This is a genomic window from Stappia sp. (genome assembly GCF_965276915.1).
In the GTDB taxonomy this organism is placed as follows: Bacteria; Pseudomonadota; Alphaproteobacteria; order Rhizobiales; family Stappiaceae; genus Stappia.
Window position 1 is genome coordinate 4,187,610 of sequence record NZ_OZ255709.1, and the last position, 20,011, is coordinate 4,207,620.

At 65.0% G+C, this 20,011-nt stretch carries 16 protein-coding genes; 11 read left to right on the forward strand and 5 right to left on the reverse strand.

Annotated elements, in window-relative coordinates; all coding sequences use genetic code 11:
* Window positions 1-2: 2 nt before the first annotated feature.
* Both alaS and recA read right to left on the reverse strand, forming a co-directional pair.
* On the reverse strand, window positions 3-2,681 hold the full coding sequence (alaS, locus tag ACQY46_RS19590; protein WP_428697655.1) for an alanine--tRNA ligase: 2,679 nt from the start codon (window positions 2,679-2,681) through the stop codon (window positions 3-5).
* 659 nt (window positions 2,682-3,340) lie between these two features.
* On the reverse strand, window positions 3,341-4,420 hold the full coding sequence (gene recA / locus ACQY46_RS19595; RefSeq protein WP_428697656.1) for a recombinase RecA: 1,080 nt from the start codon (window positions 4,418-4,420) through the stop codon (window positions 3,341-3,343).
* Between the two features lie 278 nt (window positions 4,421-4,698).
* Here recA and ACQY46_RS19600 point away from each other — a divergent pair, with 278 nt between their 5' ends.
* The 11 genes from ACQY46_RS19600 to ACQY46_RS19650 all read left to right on the forward strand — a co-directional run bounded on the left by ACQY46_RS19600 (window position 4,699) and on the right by ACQY46_RS19650 (window position 15,147).
* The gene (locus ACQY46_RS19600) at window positions 4,699-5,625 is read left to right on the forward strand and encodes a PfkB family carbohydrate kinase (RefSeq protein WP_428697657.1); all 927 of its coding nucleotides are present in this window, start codon (window positions 4,699-4,701) and stop codon (window positions 5,623-5,625) included.
* 223 nt (window positions 5,626-5,848) lie between these two features.
* Window positions 5,849-6,802, forward strand: a complete 954-nt coding sequence (locus ACQY46_RS19605; RefSeq protein ID WP_428697658.1) for a pseudouridine-5'-phosphate glycosidase — start codon at window positions 5,849-5,851, stop codon at window positions 6,800-6,802.
* 197 nt (window positions 6,803-6,999) lie between these two features.
* On the forward strand, window positions 7,000-8,181 hold the full coding sequence (locus ACQY46_RS19610) for a cell surface protein (RefSeq protein WP_428697659.1): 1,182 nt from the start codon (window positions 7,000-7,002) through the stop codon (window positions 8,179-8,181).
* Between the two features lie 121 nt (window positions 8,182-8,302).
* Entirely contained in the window at window positions 8,303-9,241 is a 939-nt protein-coding gene (locus ACQY46_RS19615) for a DUF6384 family protein (RefSeq protein ID WP_428697660.1), read from the forward strand.
* Between the two features lie 46 nt (window positions 9,242-9,287).
* Window positions 9,288-10,721 carry a hypothetical protein gene (locus ACQY46_RS19620; protein ID WP_428697661.1) on the forward strand — a complete coding sequence of 478 codons (1,434 nt, stop codon included), beginning with the start codon at window positions 9,288-9,290 and terminating at the stop codon, window positions 10,719-10,721.
* Between the two features lie 198 nt (window positions 10,722-10,919).
* Window positions 10,920-11,411, forward strand: coding sequence for a hypothetical protein (locus tag ACQY46_RS19625; RefSeq protein ID WP_428697662.1), 492 nt, complete (start codon window positions 10,920-10,922; stop codon window positions 11,409-11,411).
* A 186-nt stretch (window positions 11,412-11,597) separates the two neighbouring features.
* The gene (locus tag ACQY46_RS19630; protein ID WP_428697663.1) at window positions 11,598-12,209 is read left to right on the forward strand and encodes a CDP-alcohol phosphatidyltransferase family protein; all 612 of its coding nucleotides are present in this window, start codon (window positions 11,598-11,600) and stop codon (window positions 12,207-12,209) included.
* Window positions 12,206-13,153: a phosphatidate cytidylyltransferase gene (locus ACQY46_RS19635; protein WP_428697664.1), complete on the forward strand. Its 948-nt coding sequence runs from the start codon at window positions 12,206-12,208 to the stop codon at window positions 13,151-13,153. Before ACQY46_RS19630 ends, ACQY46_RS19635 begins: the two co-directional genes overlap by 4 nt.
* 13 nt (window positions 13,154-13,166) lie before the next feature.
* Window positions 13,167-13,805, forward strand: a complete 639-nt coding sequence (locus tag ACQY46_RS19640; RefSeq protein WP_428697665.1) for a lysophospholipid acyltransferase family protein — start codon at window positions 13,167-13,169, stop codon at window positions 13,803-13,805.
* The gene (locus ACQY46_RS19645; RefSeq protein WP_428697666.1) at window positions 13,789-14,343 is read left to right on the forward strand and encodes a hypothetical protein; all 555 of its coding nucleotides are present in this window, start codon (window positions 13,789-13,791) and stop codon (window positions 14,341-14,343) included. The genes ACQY46_RS19640 and ACQY46_RS19645 overlap by 17 nt, the downstream gene beginning before the upstream one ends.
* 84 nt (window positions 14,344-14,427) lie before the next feature.
* Window positions 14,428-15,147: a helix-turn-helix transcriptional regulator gene (locus ACQY46_RS19650; RefSeq protein WP_428697667.1), complete on the forward strand. Its 720-nt coding sequence runs from the start codon at window positions 14,428-14,430 to the stop codon at window positions 15,145-15,147.
* Window positions 15,148-15,498: 351 nt separating this feature from the next.
* On the opposite strand, the gene cckA is transcribed toward ACQY46_RS19650, so the two are convergent.
* From cckA to fliR, 3 genes are all read right to left on the reverse strand, one after another.
* Window positions 15,499-18,042, reverse strand: coding sequence for a cell cycle histidine kinase CckA (gene cckA, locus ACQY46_RS19655; RefSeq protein ID WP_428697668.1), 2,544 nt, complete (start codon window positions 18,040-18,042; stop codon window positions 15,499-15,501).
* 114 nt (window positions 18,043-18,156) lie between these two features.
* Complete coding sequence (gene flhB / locus ACQY46_RS19660) at window positions 18,157-19,233, reverse strand: flagellar biosynthesis protein FlhB (RefSeq protein WP_428697669.1); 1,077 nt, start codon at window positions 19,231-19,233, stop codon at window positions 18,157-18,159.
* Between the two features lie 4 nt (window positions 19,234-19,237).
* Window positions 19,238-20,011: a flagellar biosynthetic protein FliR gene (fliR, locus tag ACQY46_RS19665; protein ID WP_428697670.1), complete on the reverse strand. Its 774-nt coding sequence runs from the start codon at window positions 20,009-20,011 to the stop codon at window positions 19,238-19,240.

Consider the following 20,011-nt stretch of genomic DNA (forward strand, 5'->3'; position numbering starts at 1 on the left):
GTTCACGCCTGTGTCAGCGAGGCCGTGCTTTCCAGATGCGCAGCGATCGCGTCGATCGCCTCCTGCGCCCGCGAGGCATCGCTGCCGCCGGCCTGGGCCATGTCGGGTCGCCCGCCGCCGCCGCGCCCGCCCAGGATCTCGGAACCGACGCGCACCAGGTCAACCGCGCTGAGACGGTCCGTCAGGTCGGAGGTGACGCCCACGACAATCGCCGCCTTGTTGTCCTCCCCGGCATTGATCAGGACGACGATGCCGGAGCCGACCTGCTCCTTCGCCTGATCGGCAAGGCCCTTGAGATCCTTGGGGTTGAGCCCCTCGACCGCGCGCGCGAGAAGGCGCGTGCCGGCAATCTCGCGGACGCCGCCATCGGCCTCGCCGCCCCCGCCCATGGCAAGCTTCTTGCGGGTCTCGGCAAGCTCGCGCTCCAGCCGCCGCTTTTCCTCGACCAGGGCCGTCACACGCTCGACCACCTCGGCCTGGCCGGACTTGAGAACGCCGGCAACCTCGCGCAGGCGCGCGTCCTGGGTCGCAAGGTGGTGGCGCGCTGCCGCCCCGGTCAGTGCCTCGATACGCCGCACGCCGGCAGCGACAGCACCTTCCGCGACCAGCGTCACCAGGCCGATATCGCCGGTGCGCTCAACATGGGTGCCGCCGCAAAGCTCCAGCGAATAGGTCTTGCCGGCCTTGTCGCCCTCTGTCGCCACGCCCATCGAGACAACGCGAACCTCATCGCCGTACTTCTCGCCGAACAGCGCCATCGCCCCGTGCTCGATCGCCTCGTCGACGCCCATCAGCCGGGTCTCGACACCGGAATTCTGCAGCACGATCGCGTTGGCGAGATCCTCCACCCGGGCAAGCTCGCCATCCTCCACCGGCTTGGGATGGGAGAAGTCGAAACGCAGCCGCTCCGGACTGACGAGCGAACCCTTCTGCGCCACATGGGTGCCCAGCACCTCGCGCAGGGCCTCGTGAACCAGATGGGTGGCGGAATGGTTGGCGCGGATCGCGGCGCGGCGGGCCCTGTCCACCAGAAGCTCGAGCGGCAGGCCGAGCGAGACCTTGCCGGCAATGACCTTCACCTCGTGAACGAAAAGCCCGTCCGCCTTCTTCTGCGTGCCGGTGACCTCGATCTCGACGCCGCCTTCGCCCCGCATCCGGCCCGTGTCGCCGACCTGGCCACCGGACTCTCCGTAAAACGGCGTCTGGTTGAGAACGATCAGGCCGCTGTCACCCGCCTGAAGCTCCATCGCCTCGGCCCCGTCGCGCACCATGGCGGTGACGACGCCCTCGGCGACTTCCGTGTCGTAGCCGAGGAAGTCGGTCGCACCCAGGCGGTCCTTCAGAGTGAACCAGACCGTGTCCGTGGCCGCCTCGCCTGAGCCGGACCAGGCGGCGCGCGCCTCGGCCCGCTGGCGCTCCATCGCGACCTTGAAGCCCTCGGTATCCACCGAAATGCCACGGGCACGCAATGCGTCCTGCGTCAGGTCGAGCGGGAAACCGAAGGTGTCGTAGAGCTTGAACGCGGTCTCGCCGTCGAACTCCGCCCCCTCGCCAAGGTCGCCGCTGGCATCGTCAAGCAGCGTCAGGCCGCGCGCCAGCGTCTTGCGGAAGCGGCGCTCCTCGAGCTTCAGCGTCTCGGTGATCAGCGCCTCGGCGCGGGAAAGCTCGGGATAGGCACGCCCCATCTCGCGCACCAGCGTCGGCACCAGCCGCCACATCAGCGGCTCCTCGGAACCAAGCAGGTGGGCATGGCGCATGGCGCGGCGCATGATCCGGCGCAGGACATAGCCCCGCCCCTCGTTGGACGGCAGCACGCCGTCGGCGATGAGGAAGCTGGCCGAGCGCAGGTGATCGGCGATCACCCGGTGGCTGGAGCGCGCATCGCCCTCCGCCTCCACGCCAACCGCGTTCTGCGAGGCGGAGATCAGGGCACGGAACAGGTCGATGTCATAGTTGTCGTGAACGCCCTGCATGACGGCGGCGATACGCTCCAGCCCCATGCCGGTATCGATGGACGGGCGCGGCAGCGCCACCCGCTCGCCGGGCAGCTGCTCGAACTGCATGAAGACGAGGTTCCAGATCTCGATGAACCGGTCGCCGTCTTCGTCCGCCGATCCCGGAGGACCGCCCCAGATATGGTCGCCGTGGTCGTAGAAGATCTCCGAACAGGGGCCGCAGGGGCCGGTGTCGCCCATCGCCCAGAAATTGTCGGAGGTGGCGATGCGGATGATGCGATCGTCGCTGAGGCCGGCGATCTTCTTCCACAGGCCGAACGCCTCGTCATCCTCGGCATAGACGGTGACCAGCAGGCGGTCCTTCGCCAGACCGAATTCCCGGGTGATCAGGTTCCAGGCAAGCTCGATCGCGCGGTCCTTGAAATAGTCGCCGAAGGAGAAGTTCCCCAGCATTTCAAAGAAGGTGTGATGCCGGGCGGTGTAGCCGACATTGTCGAGGTCGTTGTGCTTGCCGCCGGCACGCACGCATTTCTGTGCGGTCGCCGCGCGATTGTAATCGCGCTTCTCAAGGCCGGTGAAGACGTTCTTGAACGGCACCATTCCGGCATTGGTGAACATCAGGGTCGGGTCGTTGCGCGGCACGAGCGGACCCGACGCGACGACCTCATGGCCGTTGCGGGCAAAGTACTCGAGAAAGGCAGACCGGATTTCGTTTACGCCGCTCATGAAGATGCCACCCGTTTTGCCGCGCCGACCCGCCCGCCCCGGCGGTTTTCGACCTCGGACAAGGGGGGTACGCGGCTGACTTCGTTCTTGAGCCCGCTTTTAGCTTTGCGCCGCCGACAAGTCCAGCGGGAGGCAGGCAACCGGCAGCGCCCGCCCGCCAGCGGATGCAGGCGGGCGACGGGACGGCTGGCGGACCGGCGATTGCCGGGCGGAGTGTTGATGCAGACAGCGAGAGGCAGGACGGGCGGGCAGGCGTGAGCGGCAACGGCCGGCCAGCGGCAGGATATCGCGAACGTGACACGCCGCCGGCATCGCCATTGCAACCGGACATCCCGCAAGGTTCGTTTGGCGGAGCCTTCGCGGGAGCCTCCTTGAGCAGGCATTCCGGGCTGCCGTCTGCCCGGCGGCAGGCATTTCCGGTGGCAGGCATTTTCCGGCTGCGGGCATTCCCGGCTGCCGGTCGAGGGGAAGATCCCGATTGACGGATCCGGCGATGCCTAGGGCCCTTCCCGGCGCACCTGCCGGAAAGGCTCGCAACCGGAAACCTGCACCCGAGGCCCCGCCACTATTCGGGAAAACTGTCACCGGCGCGCATGCCGGCCGCGGAGCGGTGCCCGCCCTTCGCGATTGGAGGGGACGGGGAACGACCGCGCCCGTGATCACGCCTCGCCGGCATCCTCGTTGTCGCCTTCCGCGAAGGGATCGGTGATGCGCTCGGCAATCAGGCCGGCATTCTGCCGGACGGCCAGTTCGATCTCGTCGGCGATCTCGGAGTTCTCACGCAGGAACTGCTTGGAATTCTCGCGCCCCTGGCCAAGTCGCTGGCTGTTGTAGGAGAACCAGGCACCCGACTTCTCGACAATGCCGCCCTTGACGCCAAGATCGATCAGCTCGCCCATCTTGGAAACGCCCTCGCCATAGATGATGTCGAACTCGACCTGGCGGAAGGGAGGTGCAAGCTTGTTCTTGACCACCTTGACCCGGGTCTGGTTGCCGACCACCTCGTCGCGGTCCTTGATCGCGCCGATGCGGCGAATGTCGAGACGGACCGAGGCATAGAACTTCAGCGCGTTGCCGCCCGTCGTCGTCTCCGGCGACCCGAACATGACGCCGATCTTCATGCGGATCTGGTTGATGAAGATCACCATGCATTTCGACCGGGAGATCGAGGCGGTGAGCTTGCGCAGCGCCTGGCTCATCAGCCGCGCCTGCATGCCCGGCAGACTGTCGCCCATCTCGCCCTCGAGCTCGGCCTTGGGCGTCAGCGCGGCGACCGAATCGATCACCAGCACGTCGATGGCGCCGGAGCGCACCAGCGTGTCGCAGATCTCCAGCGCCTGCTCGCCCGCATCCGGCTGCGAGATCAGCAGGTCGTCGATATTGACGCCGAGCTTGCGGGCATAGATCGGATCGAGCGCGTGCTCGGCATCGATGAAGGCGCAGATACCGCCCTTCTTCTGGGCTTCGGCCACCGTGTGCAGGGCCAGCGTCGTCTTGCCCGAGGATTCAGGACCGTAGATCTCGACGATGCGGCCACGCGGCAACCCGCCGATGCCGAGCGCGATATCGAGCCCGAGCGAACCGGTCGAGACGGTCTGCACCTCGACCACCTGCCCCTGCCCCATCTTCATGATGGAGCCCTTGCCAAATGCGCGTTCGATCTGGGAAAGGGCGGCCTCGAGCGCCTTGTTCTTGTCCATCTGCATGCCTTCGACCAAGCGGAGTGAATTCTGAGCCATCGGATGTCATCCTTATTCCACGCCACGCTTGGCGATTCAAACTGCGCTTTTGTACCTCTTTTGTTCTGATTTTACAATACGTATCAACATACTGAAAAATATCATAAAACCGTTTTTGTTCGATTTTCGTTCGGCGCGTTGTTGCAACCTTTGCGAGAGACGAGATCGAAACGGCAGGGCCGAAGCGGAGAATCACCTTTGTCTCGGCCCGACGGTTCCGCTTCCGGGAGCGGGCCCGAATGTGGCATGAGGGACGCCCGTGTTCCCGGAGCCGTACCATGCCCGTTGCCGCTTTCGGCGCCATTCACCTCGACACGATCGCCCATGCCGGCGTCCCGATCCTGCGCGAGACATCGACCCCGGCGCGCCTTTCCGCCAGCCCCGGCGGGGTCGCGGCCAATGTCGCCCGCGCACTTGCAAGGCTCGGGGTCGCAACCGCCCTTGCCGGCAATGTCGGAACGGACGCCGAGGGGGATGCGCTGCTGACGCGTCTGGTTCTCGAGGGAATAGACGTCTCCGCCGTTCGGCGCTCCGCCCTGCCCACCGGCCGCTACCTCGCCTTGCATGATCCCGACGGATCCCTGGCGGCCGCCGTGGTCGACGGCCGCATCACCGATGCACTTGCCCCCGGCAGCTTCCTGCCGCCCGCCCCGACAGTCGAACGGGCGGACCTCTGGTTTCTGGACGCCAACCTGCCGACGAGCGTGATTGCTAGCCTCGCATCAGCGGCAGGCCCGCGCCGCATTGCCGCAGATGCCGTCTCACAGGCGAAGGCTGCACGCCTCACGCCCGTTCTTTTCCGGCTCGACATGTTGTTCTGCAATGCCGCCGAGGCAGCCGCGATCCTTGGCCGCGACAAATCGTATACGGACAGAACCGGCCCGGACGAAACGAATGCGGAGGGTCTCGCGCGAGCGCTTCACGGTAACGGCGCCCGTGCGGTGATCCTTTCGCAGGGCGCCGAACCTGTCGTCCTTGCGACCGATGGCAAGGTTGTCCGGATCCCGACGCGGAAAACACCGGTCGTCGACGTGACAGGAGCCGGCGACGCGCTGATCGCAGGCACCCTGGCGGGCCTGGAGTTCGGCCTGCCTCTCGCCGCAGCCGTCAACGCCGGCGTGAATGCGGCGGCCCTGACCCTGTCGCAGGCCGGCGCGGTTGCCGATGCACTGTCCTGGCCGGCAATCGCTCCCGCTCCGCAGTGACACGACCGCAACGGCAAGCATCGCCGTGTGGCCGCGCCGGACAACGGGTGCTCGACAGGACAGGCGAACGCGGCCTATAGGACAACGAAATCCGGCCGGCCCTGCCATCAGGCCCGCCTTGCAACATCCGGCGAGCGACGCCGGGCACGCCGGCAAGGCCTTCGCCGCATCGGGCTGCCGCCACGGAACGCCAATACGGATCGCTGAGGAACGGACCCGCATCATGCAACAGAACGCCGCGCCACAGACCGATTTGCCCATCGTTCTCGGCGACGAGGTCGAAACCGCGATGGCCGCCGGACGGCCGCTCGTGGCGCTGGAATCGACCATCATCACCCATGGCATGCCCTGGCCGAGAAATGTCGAGACGGCCCGGCAGGTCGAGGCGGACATCCGCGCCGCCGGCGCAGTTCCGGCCACGATCGCCGCCCTCGACGGCGTGCTCCATGTGGGGCTTTCCGATGCGCGGCTGGAGCAACTGGCAAAGGCCGAGGGCGTGATGAAATGCTCGCGCGCGGATCTTGCCATCGCGCTCGCCTCCGGACGGCCCGGCTCGACCACGGTCGCGGCGACCATGATGGCGGCGCACGCGGCCGGCATCCGCGTCTTCGCCACGGGCGGCATCGGCGGCGTGCATCGCGGCGCGGAGACGAGTTTCGACATGTCCGCCGACCTCGACGAACTCGCCCGCACGCCGGTCTGCGTGGTGGCCGCCGGCGCCAAGGCGCTGCTCGACCTGCCCAAGACGCTGGAAGTGCTGGAAACGCGCGGCGTGCCGGTGATCGCGCACGGGCAGGATGCCTTCCCCGCCTTCTGGTCGCGCGACAGCGGCATTGCCGCCCCCTACCGCATGGACACGGCCCGGGAGATCGCCGACCTTCTGGACATGCGCGAACGCTTCGGCGGCCATGGCGGCGTACTGGTGGCCAACCCGGTGCCGGCGGAGGCGGAAATCCCGCCGGCGGAGATCGCGGATGCGATCGATACAGCGGTCGGCCAGGCCTCGCGGGAAGGGATCGCCGGCAAGGAGGTCACGCCTTTCATCCTGTCGCGGATCTTCGAGATCACCGGCGGGCGCAGCCTGGAAACCAACATCGCGCTGGTGCGCAACAATGCGCGTCTGGCGGCGGAGATCGCCGTCGCCCTTGCGGAACGTGTGGCAACCGGCATCCGTTGAATTCGCGAGGCTGCGGGGTTCCGTGCCGGGGACGTGTAACTGTCGCATTTTATGTGCTTAACTTGCCCTGCCCCGGGACGGCAGGCGGCCTTGTTCCGGTCGCTTTTCCCCCGGACAAGGTCAGGCACAACCTTTAAGTGCCCCGCACGCCAACGACGATGCGTGACAGGCGGCACAGTCAAGACAGAGGACGGACGATGGCTGAAACAGTGGCGCAGACCGGACTTTCCCCGATGCAATATCTCGACAAGGCGATGACCGCCCTGCGCGACATGGGCCTGATGCCCGATGGCACTGCCGAGGCGCCGATCAACGCGCTGCTCGAGAAGATTTCCGATCTCTCGCCGGACAAGATCGCGGTCATCACGCGCACGCTCGGCCAGTCCCAGACCTTCAACGAGGTGGTTCGCAACGAGATCCAGGGCATGTCGATCGGCGAGCGCTACGAGGCGATCACCGAGGCGTTCAACTCGATCCGCGACGATGCCAAGGGCATGGTCGACCAGCTTTCCGACGGCAAGATCTCCTTCTTCGAGAACATCTCAAACAAGTGGCGCGACATGACACGCGGCACGGTCTCCGACCGTTTCGGCAAGATCCGCGACATCTATATCGACGTCGCCCGCGACACCAAGGACCAGATCGAGCGCGAGCAGCGCATCCTGGAGGCCTACCGCGACTTCCGCGGCGCGCTGAAGCAGGCCGAGGTGCTGGCCCTCGAGGTGCTGTCCACCGCGACGGCAAAGCTGGACGGCGCCAAGGCCGACCTGGAAGCAGCCAACAAGGAAGTCGAGGCCTACCAGGGCACCGACCCGGCCGGCCGCGCCCGGCTCGAGCTTGGCCGCGACGAGCGGATGCGGGCGATGCAGGACGAGGAGAAGCGCTACCAGATCGCCAAGGATCTCTCCGACAACCTGACGATCGGCTACAACACCTCGGAAGTGATCATGGCGCGTCTGATGCAGACGACCAACGCCAAGGAGCGGGTCTACGCCCAGGCCGTCAGCTTCTTCTCGACCAACGATTCCGTGCTGACGGCGCTCAACGCCTCCTTCACCGGCCTGCAGGGCCTGCACGAGTCCACCGAAACGCTCAACGCGATGAAGGACGGCGTGTCGAAGTCGCTGGAAACGCTGGCGGAGATCGGCGATGCGGTGCAGGAAGCGGCGCTGAAGGCCGGTTACGGCCCGACCGTTCAGGCGGCCGCCGTGAAGAAGCTGGTCGATTCCGTCGTCAACTTCCAAGTCAACTCGCGCGAGATCATCACCGAAATGCGCGCCATGTCGACGAAGAACTCCGAGGAGATCCGCGACGCGGTCGAGGACGGCAAGCGCCGCCTTGCAAAGCTCGCCGCGCAAGGCAACATGATCGGGGCCTGACCGGCCCCGGGGACACCATGATCGGCGCCCGGTTGGCGCCGGTCGTTTCTTGACACCGGACGATCCGGTTCCGCTTGCCGGAACCGGTCACCCTGACCAGGGACCGCAGGGGAGCGATTGGATGGTCTCCGATACCGCCTCGACCAGGGCGCCACTCGACGAAGTGATGATGGCGATGGACGTGGTCGACACGCTGCGCCACGACGAACGAATCGCGCTCAAGGAGCTTGGAACCGAACAGCGCGACGCGCAGATGATCGAGCGGCTGCGGGACATCTATCGCAGCCAGGGGATCGAGGTTCCCGACCGGATCCTGCTTGAGGGCGTCGAGAACCTGAAGCAGAACCGTTTCGTCTATGCACCGCCTGCCGCCGGCTTCCAGCGCACGCTGGCACTGATCTACGTGACGCGCATGCGATGGGCGAAGGCCCTGTTGGTGCTGGTGCTGCTGGTGGCGGCCGCCTTCCTCGCCTGGCGGTTTCTTGTGGTGGCCCCGCGCGAACGCGCCGCCGAGGCCCTGCGCATCGAACTGACCCGGACGCTGCCGGCGGAGTTCGGCGATGCCCTCACCCGCATCCGCGACGTGGCCGAGGTCGATGCCGCGATCCGGCGGGCGGAAACGCTGGCTGCCAGCGGACGCTCGGCCGCAGCCTCGGGCGATGTAGCGGCGGCGCGAAAGACGCTTGCCGACATGCGCAAGCTGGAAGCCCGCCTGCTCCAGGTCTTTGAGGTTCGCATCGTTTCGCGTCCCGGCACGCCGACCGGCGTGACCCGCATCCCGGAAGCGAACACCGCGACCCGCAACTACTATCTCGTGGTCGAGGCGGTGGCACCGGACGGGAACGTGATCTCCCAGGAGATCACCTCCGAGGAAAACGGCGCGGTTTCGTCCGTCGATATCTGGGCCCAGCGCGTGCCGCGCGCCACCTTCGACGCCGTCCGCCGCGACAAGGAAGACGACGGCATCGTTCGCGATGCGGTGCTCGGCAGCAAGGCACGCGGCCGGCTGGAGCCGGATTGGCGCGTGAGGGTTGACGAAGGTGCGATCACGCAATGGTAGCCAGGACTGAACGACAGCAACGCGAACCTGCGCGAGGGCGGCCGGCATGGTGAGTGGACGGCAGACGCTCGGGTCCATCGAACGTGCCCTGAACGATTTGCGGCATGAGGAAGACCAGCTCAAGCGGCGCGTCGAAGGGGCGATGCGCGACATCAACGATCTGCGTTCGGCCGAGCTCGACGCCTATCGCGAGCTCGCCCGCTTTCGCATGCGCGAAGGAGGCGACAGGATCTTCGGCCAGCGGATCGACCGCGACGAGGCCGAGGCCAAGCGACGGCTGGAGCAACGCGAACTCGCCCTTTCCGCTCTTCGTGCCCAGCACGATCAGCTGGAAAGCGACATCGCCGAGCTGACCGAGCAACGACGCCGTCTGACCCGCGAACGTGACGGCGCCAGCGACCGGCTTGACGGGATCCTGGGTGCCGTCGACGAAAAGCTTGCAGGCGACGAGGCCTATACAGCCCAGCGGGCGGCGGCAGAAGCGGCGGAGCAGACCGCGGCAGCGGCCCGCTCCAAGGCCGAACAGGCCCTGGCCGACCGCCAGAAAAAGGGTGTCGCATACGAGAGCGACACGCTCTTCCTTTATCTCTGGCAGCGCGGTTTCGGAACGTCCGCCTATGCATCGAAGGGCGTCATTCGCATGCTCGACCGCTGGGTGGCGCGGGTCATCCGCTATGACGATGCCCGGCCCAATTACGCAATGCTGGTGCAGATCCCCGAAAGGCTCGAGACCTACGCGCTCGACCGGGAGGCGGAAGCCGAGACCGAGAAGGCAAGACTTGGCCAGCTTTCACGCGCCGCGGCCGCGGACATTGCCGGCGAGGACCTTGCCGCGACCATCGAGACGGCGGAGGCCGGGATCGCCGAGGCGACGGCGACGCTCGAGAAGCTCGAGGCGGAGCTGGAGGATGTGGCCCGCCGCGAGCAGCCTTACCTCTCCGGCGAGGATGCCGACTACCGCACGGCGGAAGAGGCCTTGCTGCGCTCGCTGCAATCGGAAGAGCTCGGCACGTTGTGGCAGGAGGCACTCGCCACCCCCTCGCCCGACGACGAACGCATCGTTCGCCGCCTGCAGGACCTCGATGCCCGCATCACTCGCAGCACCGGCACCATCGAGGCCGATCAGCAGGATCTGCGCGACATGGGGCGGCGCCGCGACGAGCTCGTCAAGGTCACCCGCCAGTTCCGCCAGAAGCGCTATGACACATGGGATTCGACCTTTGACAATGACAGTCTGACCGGCGTCCTGCTCGGCGAACTCGCCAAGGGTGCGCTGTCGGGGGCCGACTACTGGGCCAAGGCGGAGAAGTCCCGCCGCAAGCGCAAGCGCCAGGGTGGCGGCATCGGTTTTCCCGGCGGCGTCGGCCTGCCCGGCTCGATGGGCGGTTCCGGTCATGGCGGCGGCGGTTTCGGAGGCGGCGGCTTCGACAGCGGCGGGTCCTTCGGCGGCGGAGGCTTCACCTCCGGTGATACATTCTGAGCCGCTTCGCGCCGGTCATCTCCCATGCCCTGTGCGCGGACCGGGTTGGCAATATCGCCGGGATGTCGCCCTACCCAGTCTTTGTTAACCTTGCGCGCGCATGTTGATTTGCGACCGAAAGCCGGTGGCTGGCGTCCCGCCCGTCGCCAAAATGGTTCGTCCTGTTCCAGGCCGTCCTTCTCCTTGGGGAATGCCGTAATGCTGCTCCGTCTGTCCCTCGTGCTCGCCGCCGCGCTGCTGCTCACCGCCTGCCAGTCGGGCCGGCGCAGCAATGTCTCGCTTCAGCCGCAGCAGGAAGTGCTGACCGTACCGGCCGGCGCCCAGTCGATCTCGGTACGCGCCGACGCCGCGACGATCCGCCAGACCATCGTCGCCAACGCGACCGAGCGCGGCACGCCGATCGCCCAGAACCAGCCCAACATGGTCGTGCTGGAACGCACCGTCACGGAAGCCAATCCGGCCCTCGACGGCGAGTTCGGCCCCTCCGACAACGGCCCCCGCAAGTTCCGCATCCGCATCCGCTTCCAGGGCACCGGTTGCGACACGCTGGTCGTCCAGGACGTGGCGGTGGTCAACAATGCCGGCACGGCTCTGGAGCAGGTCTTCACCCTGACCCAGCCGCAATACAACCCGCGCGACAGCCTTGTCGGGATGAAGGGCAAGGCGGAAGCCGGCGCCCGCTGCGCCTGAGGCGGCGTGGCGCGCAGGATCCCGATCATCGAAATGCAGCGGGCCTGACCGGGCAACGGGGGGCATGACGGCAAAAGGCCGACCGATGCCCCCATTGCGCAAAAGGCGAAAACGCGCTTGTCTCGCGGTCGGGTTGAATCGCCCGTCCTTCGCAGTCCCGCCACATCCCGCGCAACCGATATCGCCATGGCCTCCGTCTACGAGCTGAAATCCCGCTTCCAGGACCTGCTGCGCCCGGCCGTCGGCCGCCTGGCCGCCGCCGGCGCTACCGCCAACCAGGTGACGCTCGCCGCGATCCTGCTGTCCGTGGCGGCCGGCGCGGCAATCGCGATATGGCCGGGCCATCCGTTGCCGTTGATCCTGCTGCCGGCCGTTCTCTTCGTCCGCATGGCGCTGAACGCCGTCGATGGCATGCTGGCGCGCGAGCACGATCAGAAATCGCGGCTCGGTGCGATCCTCAACGAGCTTGGCGACGTCGTCTCCGACACCGCCATCTACCTGCCCTTCGCGCTGCTGCCCGGCATTTCACCGGCCGCTGTCGTCCTCTTCTGCCTGCTTGCGGTGATCAGCGAGATGACCGGCGTCATTGCCATCCAGATCGGCGCCTCGCGCCGCTATGACGGGCCGATGGGAAAGAGCGACCGCGCCGCCCTCATGGGCACGCTGGCGCTGCTGATCGGGCTCGGCATCGTCGGGCCGGGCCTTGCCGGCTGGGCAATCGGTCTCGCCGCGCTGCTCGTCGCGCTCACGATCCTCAACCGCGCCCGCAAGGCGCTTGCCGAAGGCGGACCCGCATGACGACCCTGCTGCCGATCCACATCGCGCTTGGCGGCATCTGGGCGCTGCTGATCGCCGCCAGCCTGATCGTCTTCACCCTGACGAAAACGCAACCCGCCCGCGATCATTCGGAACTGGTGCAACGCACGACGAGCTGGTGGGCGATGATCGCCGTCTTCACCGCCGCCTTCCTGCTCAGCCGGACGCTGTCGATCACCGTCTTCGCGCTGGTGAGTTTCCTCGCCCTGAAGGAATACCTGTCGATGATCCCGACGCGCCGCGCCGACCGGCGGGTGCTGTTCTGGGCCTATCTGGCGATCCCCGTGCAGTACTACTGGGTTGCCGACGAATGGTACGGCATGTTCGCCGTCTTCATCCCGGTCTACATGTTCCTGTTCCTGCCCTTCGCCATGCTCCTGTCGCAGCAGACGGAAGGGTTCCTGAAAGCGGTCGGCACGCTCAACTGGGGCCTGATGCTCTGCGTGTTCTCGCTGAGCCATGCCGCCTTCCTGCTGGTGCTGCCGGTCGAGGGCCCCGGATCGATTGGCGGAACGGCGGCCTCAGGAGCCGGGCTACTGCTTTTCCTCGTCTTCCTGACCCAGTTCAACGACGTTGCCCAATATACCTGGGGCAAGCTCTTCGGGCGCCGCAAGATCGTGCCGCAGGTCAGCCCGAAGAAGACATGGGAAGGATTTCTCGGCGGGATGTTGACGACGACGGTGCTTGCCGTTCTGGTCGCGCCTCTGGTGACGCCCTTCTCGGCGCTGCATGCCGGCCTGGCCGGGGCGATGATCGCGGGAGCCGGCTTCATCGGCGATGTCACCGTCTCGGCCGTCAAGCGGGATCTCGGCGTCAAGGACACCGGTGCGCTGATCCCCGGCCACGGCGGCATCATGGACCGGATCGACAGCCTGACCTTCACCGCACCGCTGTTTTTCCACTTCACCCGTTATCTCTACACCTGAAGGGATCTGGCCGATGACGCGGATCCTGCAACTGGTGTTCTTCCTGCTGGTCAGGGTGGTCGTTCTGTTCGTCCTCGGCCTCAATGTGCGCCGCCGCGAATGGCTGCCGGAGGACGGGCCGGCGATCCTGGTCGCCAACCACAACAGCCATCTCGACACGCTGGTGATGATGAGCCTGACGCCGCTCGCCAGGATCGCCAAGCTGCGCCCGGTCGCCGCCGCCGACTACTTCCTCGCCAACAGGGCGATGGCCTGGTTCTCGCTCAACATCCTGCACATCATCCCGATAGATCGCCAGAAAGGCACGGCCGGCGGCGATCCGCTGGCCGAGTGCCACGAAGCGCTCGCACGCGGTGAGATCCTGATCCTGTTCCCCGAGGGCAGCCGCGGCGCGCCGGAGGAAATGACCGCGCTGAAGAAGGGGATTGCGCATCTTGCCGAAAAGAACCCGGATGCGCCCGTCGTCCCGGTGTTCACCCACGGCCTCGGCAAGGCACTGCCCAAGGGCTCGTTCCTGCTGGTGCCCTTCTTCTGCGACATCTTCGTCGGAGAACCGATCACCTGGCCGGGCGACAGGGCAACCTTCATGAACATCCTCGCCGCCCGCTTCGCCAGCCTGTCGGCGGAGAAGACCTTTGCCCCGTGGGAATAGGCTTGTCCTCCTGGCGGCGGCGCTCTGGGGCTTCGCCGAGGCAACGCTCTTCTTTATCGTTCCCGATGTCCTGCTGACCTTCCTCGCCCAGATCGGGCTGCGCCGAGCCCTCCTCGCCAGCCTCGCCGCGGCCTGCGGGGCACTGGCCGGCGGAGCGGCCCTCTATGCCTTCGTTCTGGCGGCTCCCGAAACGGCAACGTCAGTGCTGCTGGCCGTGCCCGGGATCTCGCCGGAACTTGTCTCCCGCGTCGCCGTTCTGCTTGGCGGCGACCTCTTCCCCGGCCTCGCGGCCGGGGCGCTCAGCGGCGCGCCCTACAAGCTCTTCGTCGCCGAAGCGGCAATGACCGGGGTGCCGCTCTCCACCTTCCTCACGGCGAGCCTGCCAGCCCGGCTGCTGCGCTTCGCCCTCGCAAGCGCGGCGAGCTGGCTGGTCTTCACCCGACTGCTCGGCGGGCTCAAGCTGCGCACAAAGCGCCTGCTGCTCTCCGGCTTCTGGCTGGTGTTCTATGCGGGCTATTTCATTGCGATGGAATGGTGAGGGGTCTTGGCCGTCTCCGTACCCGACATTTTTTTTGCGCGAAACCGCTTCTCCATGAATTAATGCAGAAAAGAGGAAAAGATTATGTCCGCCGAAGCAAGAACATACGAGGCCATTGGCAGAATTTTCCGATCCAAGTCAAAAGAAACAGTTTATCTGGAGATTCACAATTTCATTTCCCATTACGGGTTCGAAAACTTCATTTTTACAGGAATGCCTGATCAAGAGGAAGATTTCAAAAGCCATATAGAAATTAATGGGTGGCAAGAAGATTGGCACGATATTTATATCGAGAACGAATTCTACAAACACGATCCGATCGCAGCACACACGAAAAGATCCATACTTCCTTTCAGATGGTCAGAAGTTCACTTTCCGAAGGAGAATCTCATGGCCTCAAATATAATGAACCTGTCCAAAGATTTTCGAATGAATGACGGATACTGTATACCCTTCTACAAACCGAATTCTCAAAGCTCCTGCATTACCATGTCGGGCGAGTTCATCGAAGCAAATGAGGAATTTCGCCAGTCGATACAAATCGTGTCTACATTCGCGCACCATGTCATTGAAGAGATCAGCAACGGAGGCAGCAAACAAAAATACAAATTATCAGAGCGTGAAAAGGAAATTCTAAAGTGGGCTTCAGCCGGAAAAACGAACTGGGAAATTGGCGTCATACTGGGAATATCAAACAGGACCGTTCACGGTCATGTTCAAAGCGCGGCGAAAAAACTCGACGCCTGCAACCGCACTTCGGCAGTCGTCCGTGCCATCCAGACTGGCGAAATCTCTTTGATCTAGGCTGTCAACCGTCACATCTGCCCCCTCCCCAACGCGGCCGCCATTTGCGACCCTTTCTGCATACAACTCGTGAAGAGAAGCTCTGGTTGCGGCGGCACACAACCCATAACGGAGCAGAAATCGGGATCCATGGGAGAGAATATTGCACGACAATAAAATAAAGATAATAGAATATATAATATTCAAGATAGAAAAGTCTCTAGATAAGACAAGAAACGATAAAAAACTTCAAAAATCAAGAAACTTCCTTTCATTGGCAAAAGCAAATGCAGAACAAGAACGCTTAAAGTACATCTCGCAAAAAGCCTGAAAGAATCCTCTGGCTAAATATACCATCCAAAAAATAATCTTTTAACTCGCCAGCACATCCTTCACCATGGTGGCCAGCTGCTTCAGCGTGAAGGGTTTCGGCAGGAACGAGAATTTCTCGTTTTCCGGCAGGTTCTTTTCAAATGCGTCCTCGGCATAGCCCGAGACGAAGATGATCTTCAGGTCCGGCTGTGTCTTGCGCAGCTCGCGCAGGAGCGAAGGCCCGTCCATCTCCGGCATGACCACGTCGGAGACGACCAGGTCGACCTCGCCGTCGGTCTCCTCCATGATCTCCAGCGCCTCGGCGCCGCTTGCCGCCTCGTGCACGGTGTAGCCGCGCGAGGTCAGCGCGCGGGCCGCGAAGGCGCGCACCGCTTCCTCGTCCTCGACGAGCAGGATGGTGGCCGAGCCGGTGAGATCGGTCAGGGGTTGCTGCTCGACCTGCTTGACCTCCACCTGCTCCGCCTCGTTGCGGATGTGGCGCGGCAGGAAGATGCGGAACACCGTGCCCTTGCCGACCTCGCTGGTGCAGAAGATGAAACCGCCCGTCTGCTTGACGATGCCATAGACGGTCGAAAGCCCGAGACCCGTGCCCTTGCCCACATCCTTGGTGGAGAAGAACGGCTCGAAGATCTTTTCCATGATCTCCGGCGTCATCCCGGTGCCGGTGTCGCTCACCTCGGCCAGCACATATTCGGCCGCCGGCATGCCGCGTGTGTTGTCGAACTCCCGCGACTGCTCCTCGGTGACGTTGAGCGTGCGCACGGTCACCCGTCCGCCGTCGGGCATCGCGTCGCGCGCATTCACCGCCAGGTTGACGATCACCTGCTCGAGCTGGTTGAGATCGGCCATCACCGACCACAGGTCCCGCCCGTGGACGACGTGGAGCTCGACCTTCTCGCCTAGCAGCCTGTCGAGCAGGATCGACAGGTCGGCCAGGACGTCGTTGAGGGCCAGTTCCTTCGGCCGCAACGTCTGCCGCCTCGAGAAGGCCAGAAGCTGACGCACCAGGCCGGCGGCCCGGTTGGCGTTCTGCTTGATGTTCATGATGTCCTGGAACGACGGATCGCTCGGCCGGTGGCTGGCGAGCAGCAGATCGGAGAAGCCGATGATCGCCGTCAGGACGTTGTTGAAGTCATGCGCCACGCCGCCGGCAAGCTGGCCGATGGCCTGCATCTTCTGACCTTGCGCGAACTGTGCTTCCAGCACGCGCTGCGCCGTCGTCTCCAGCACGTAGACGATCGCCGCATCGCCGTCGTCCTCGCCATCGCGCACCGCCGACACATAGACCGTCGCCGAGCGCCCGTCGTCGCGCTCGTCGAGACGCACGTCGACCGGCGGGATCTCGCTGCGCCCCTCGGTCGCCGCCGTCAGCCCCTCCATCAGCGCCGGGCGCGAGACCGGCTGGACGTAATCGACGAGCTTCAATGCCCCGTTGGCCGCCTCGGGCGTGCCGAACAGCCGCACGAAGGGCGCGTTGGTCTTGCTGACGCCGCCGTCCCGGTCGATCGAGGCGATGGCGATCGGCGTGTTGTTGAAGAAGCGGGCGAAGCGCACTTCGGAGGACCGCAACGCCTCGGCCGAGTCCTCGCCGCGCGAGCGGTTCAGGACCAGGGTGCGACTTTCGCCGGGCAGGCCGCCGGCGCCGAAGGGAACCCGGTGCAGGATGCGCACCGGCACCGAGCGTCCGCCACGGGTCGTCAGGTCGAGATCGAAGCTCTCGCTCTTCACCTCTCCGGCCTTGCCCTGCATCGACAGGAGCAACTCCGCGCCATCGCCGCGGATGAACTCGTCGAGGCCGAGCGATCCGGCGACGAAGCTGACGAGATCGTATCCAAGCCAGTCGGCGAGCGTCGCATTGAGATAGACGACGCGTCCGGCGGCATCGCACGAGAAGAAGCCCGCCGGCGCATGGTCGAGGAAGTTGATGACCCGCTGCAGCTCCTGGAAGGAGGTCTCCTGCTCGGTCCGGTCACCGCTGATATCGGCGATCTGCCAGACGGTGCAGGCACGCTCCTTGCTGCCCTGGCCGGCAAGCGCCAACGGCCGCACGCGAACCCGGTACCAGCACGGATCCCCGTCATTGCGGCCAAGCGGATGCGGCAGGCGGATTTCCTCCTCCGCGCTGCGCTCGGCTTCGGCCGCGCGGGTCAGGTGGAAAATGGCCTCGGTCGCGGACGGATCGGAGGAAAACACCCTTTCCACGCCGCGCACGTCGGCGGTGCTCTGGGCGTCGACCATCCGCGCATAGGCGTCATTGGCATAAACGATGCGCCCGTCGCGCTCGGCAATCAGGACGCCCTCGTCCAGCGTGTTGAGAAAGGCGGAAGGAACCGGGCTGGCCGGGGCGCGCGCGGAAAAGCGCAGCAGGCCGATGGCGCCTGCAAAAAGCGAGAAGACACCGATGACGGCAAGCACCCCGAGCAGCGCCAAAACATAGGGTTCGGCCTCGTCCTTGCCCATCATCGAGAAGGTGACCGCCGCAGCGATGAGCCCGACCGCCAGCGCGATCAGCAGGCCGATATTGCCGGACCGTTCGGCGCGTTCGACAGCAGGCGAGGACGGACCAGGTTCAGTTCTGCTCATTCAACCACCCCGTGGCGCGCCACACGCGCCCGCCTCCCGCTTCTCGTCCGACAACGATTCCCGCGTCTTGCCCCGGCGCGCCGACCGACCGGAGACGGCAACCGCCACCATGCCCTATCCGCGCCAGGAACCACGCTCCCGCATTCGATAAACGAAACCGATCACTTCTGCCACCGCCCGATACTGCTCCTCGGGAACTTCCTGGTTGATGTCGATCAAAGCATACAATGCACGGGCAAGCGGAGGATTCTCGATGATCGGCACATCGCTGTCGCGGGCGACCTCCCGAATCTTCAGCGCAACCTGGTCCGTCCCCTTGGCAAGGCAGAGCGGCGCCTGCATGCCCTGCTCGTATTTGAGCGCCACCGCATAGTGGGTGGGGTTGGTGATCACCACCGTCGCATCAGGCACCGAGGCCATCATGCGCCGGCGCGATCGCTCCATGCGCAATTGCCGAATCTTGCCCTTGACCAGCGGGTCGCCTTCGGTCTGCTTGTACTCTTCCTTGATCTCCCGCTGGCTCATCTTCTGCTTCTCGAACCAGCGGTTGCGCTGGTAGAGGAAATCCGCCGCCGCCACCACCGTCATCACCGCCAGGATCGCGGCGATAAGCTGCAGGATCAGCTCTCGCGTGATGACCAGGATCGTGCCCGTCTCGCGCAGGATCATCGTGTCGATCTCGTCGCGGTGCGGCCACAGAACCGCGACCATCAGGCCACTGACCACGCAGATCTTCACCAGCCCCTTGGCGAAGTTGACAAGGCTCTCCGAGGAGAACAATCGCTTGAACCCTGCCAGCGGCGAGATCTTCGACAGCTTCGGCTTCATCCGCTCGGCAGACCAGATGAGCTGGTGCTGAACCATGTTGCCGGCAAGCGCCAGCGCCAGCAGGATGAGCAGCGGCAGGGCCAGGATCGCGCCGATGCGCAGACCCGTGCCCTGCCAGAGCTGGCGCAATCCGCCGCTGTCGACCGGGATCTGGTGCGAATTGGCGAGATAGCCCGCCAGCGTGTCCTGCAGGGCGCCGGCGGCACTCGGCGCCATGATCGCCACCACGAGCCCGGTGCCCAGCATCGCGAACCAGGTGGAGACTTCCTGGCTCTTGGCGACATCGCCCTTCTTAAGGGCGTCCTCGAGCTTCTTTTGGGTGGGGTCTTCTGTTTTTTCGGCGTCGTCGTTCTGTTCGGCCATCGCCCTACCCCGCGATAAACCGGCCGAGCGCCGTCTGGAAATGCGCCAGGTACCACATCATCATCGTGGTCAGCAGGGCGAACAGCATCAGCCCTCCGACGGCGATGTTGAGCGGCATGGCGATGAAGAATATCTGCATCTGCGGCATCAGCTTGTTGAGCAGCCCGAGGCCGAAATAGAAGACGAGCCCGACCACCAGAAACGGGGCAGAGATCCGGATGGCGATGGCGAAGACCTCCGCCGTCATCATCGTCACCATCTCCGCCATGTCGCCGACGGGAAGCCCCGCGCCGGGGGGAAACAGGCGGAAGCTGTCATGCATCGCGGCAATGACCAGATAGTGCAGGTCGAAGGCGAAAATCAGGGTGATGCCGAGCAGGCTCAGGAACGAGCCGATCACCGCGCCCTGCTGGCCGTCCATCGTCGGATCGGTCGCCATCGCGAAGGCAAGGCCCGACTGGTTGGCGATGATCATCCCGGCGATGGAAAGCGCATAGGTGATGATCCGCGAGCTCAGGCCGATGAAGAAGCCGATGGCGAATTCCATCGCCAGCAGATAGCCGATACGCGGCAGCGGCGAGGTGGCATCCACCGAATAAAGGGGGGTCACCAGCGGGTAGAAGGTCAGCGTCAGCAGCAAGGCCACGCCGAGACGGACCTGCGGCGAGATCGAGCCTTCCCCGAGCGCCGGCATCAGCATCAGCATCGTGCCGATCCGGGCGAAGAGCAGCATGAACAGCAGCGCGACTTGCGGCAGGATGGAGACGTTGAAGGTCAT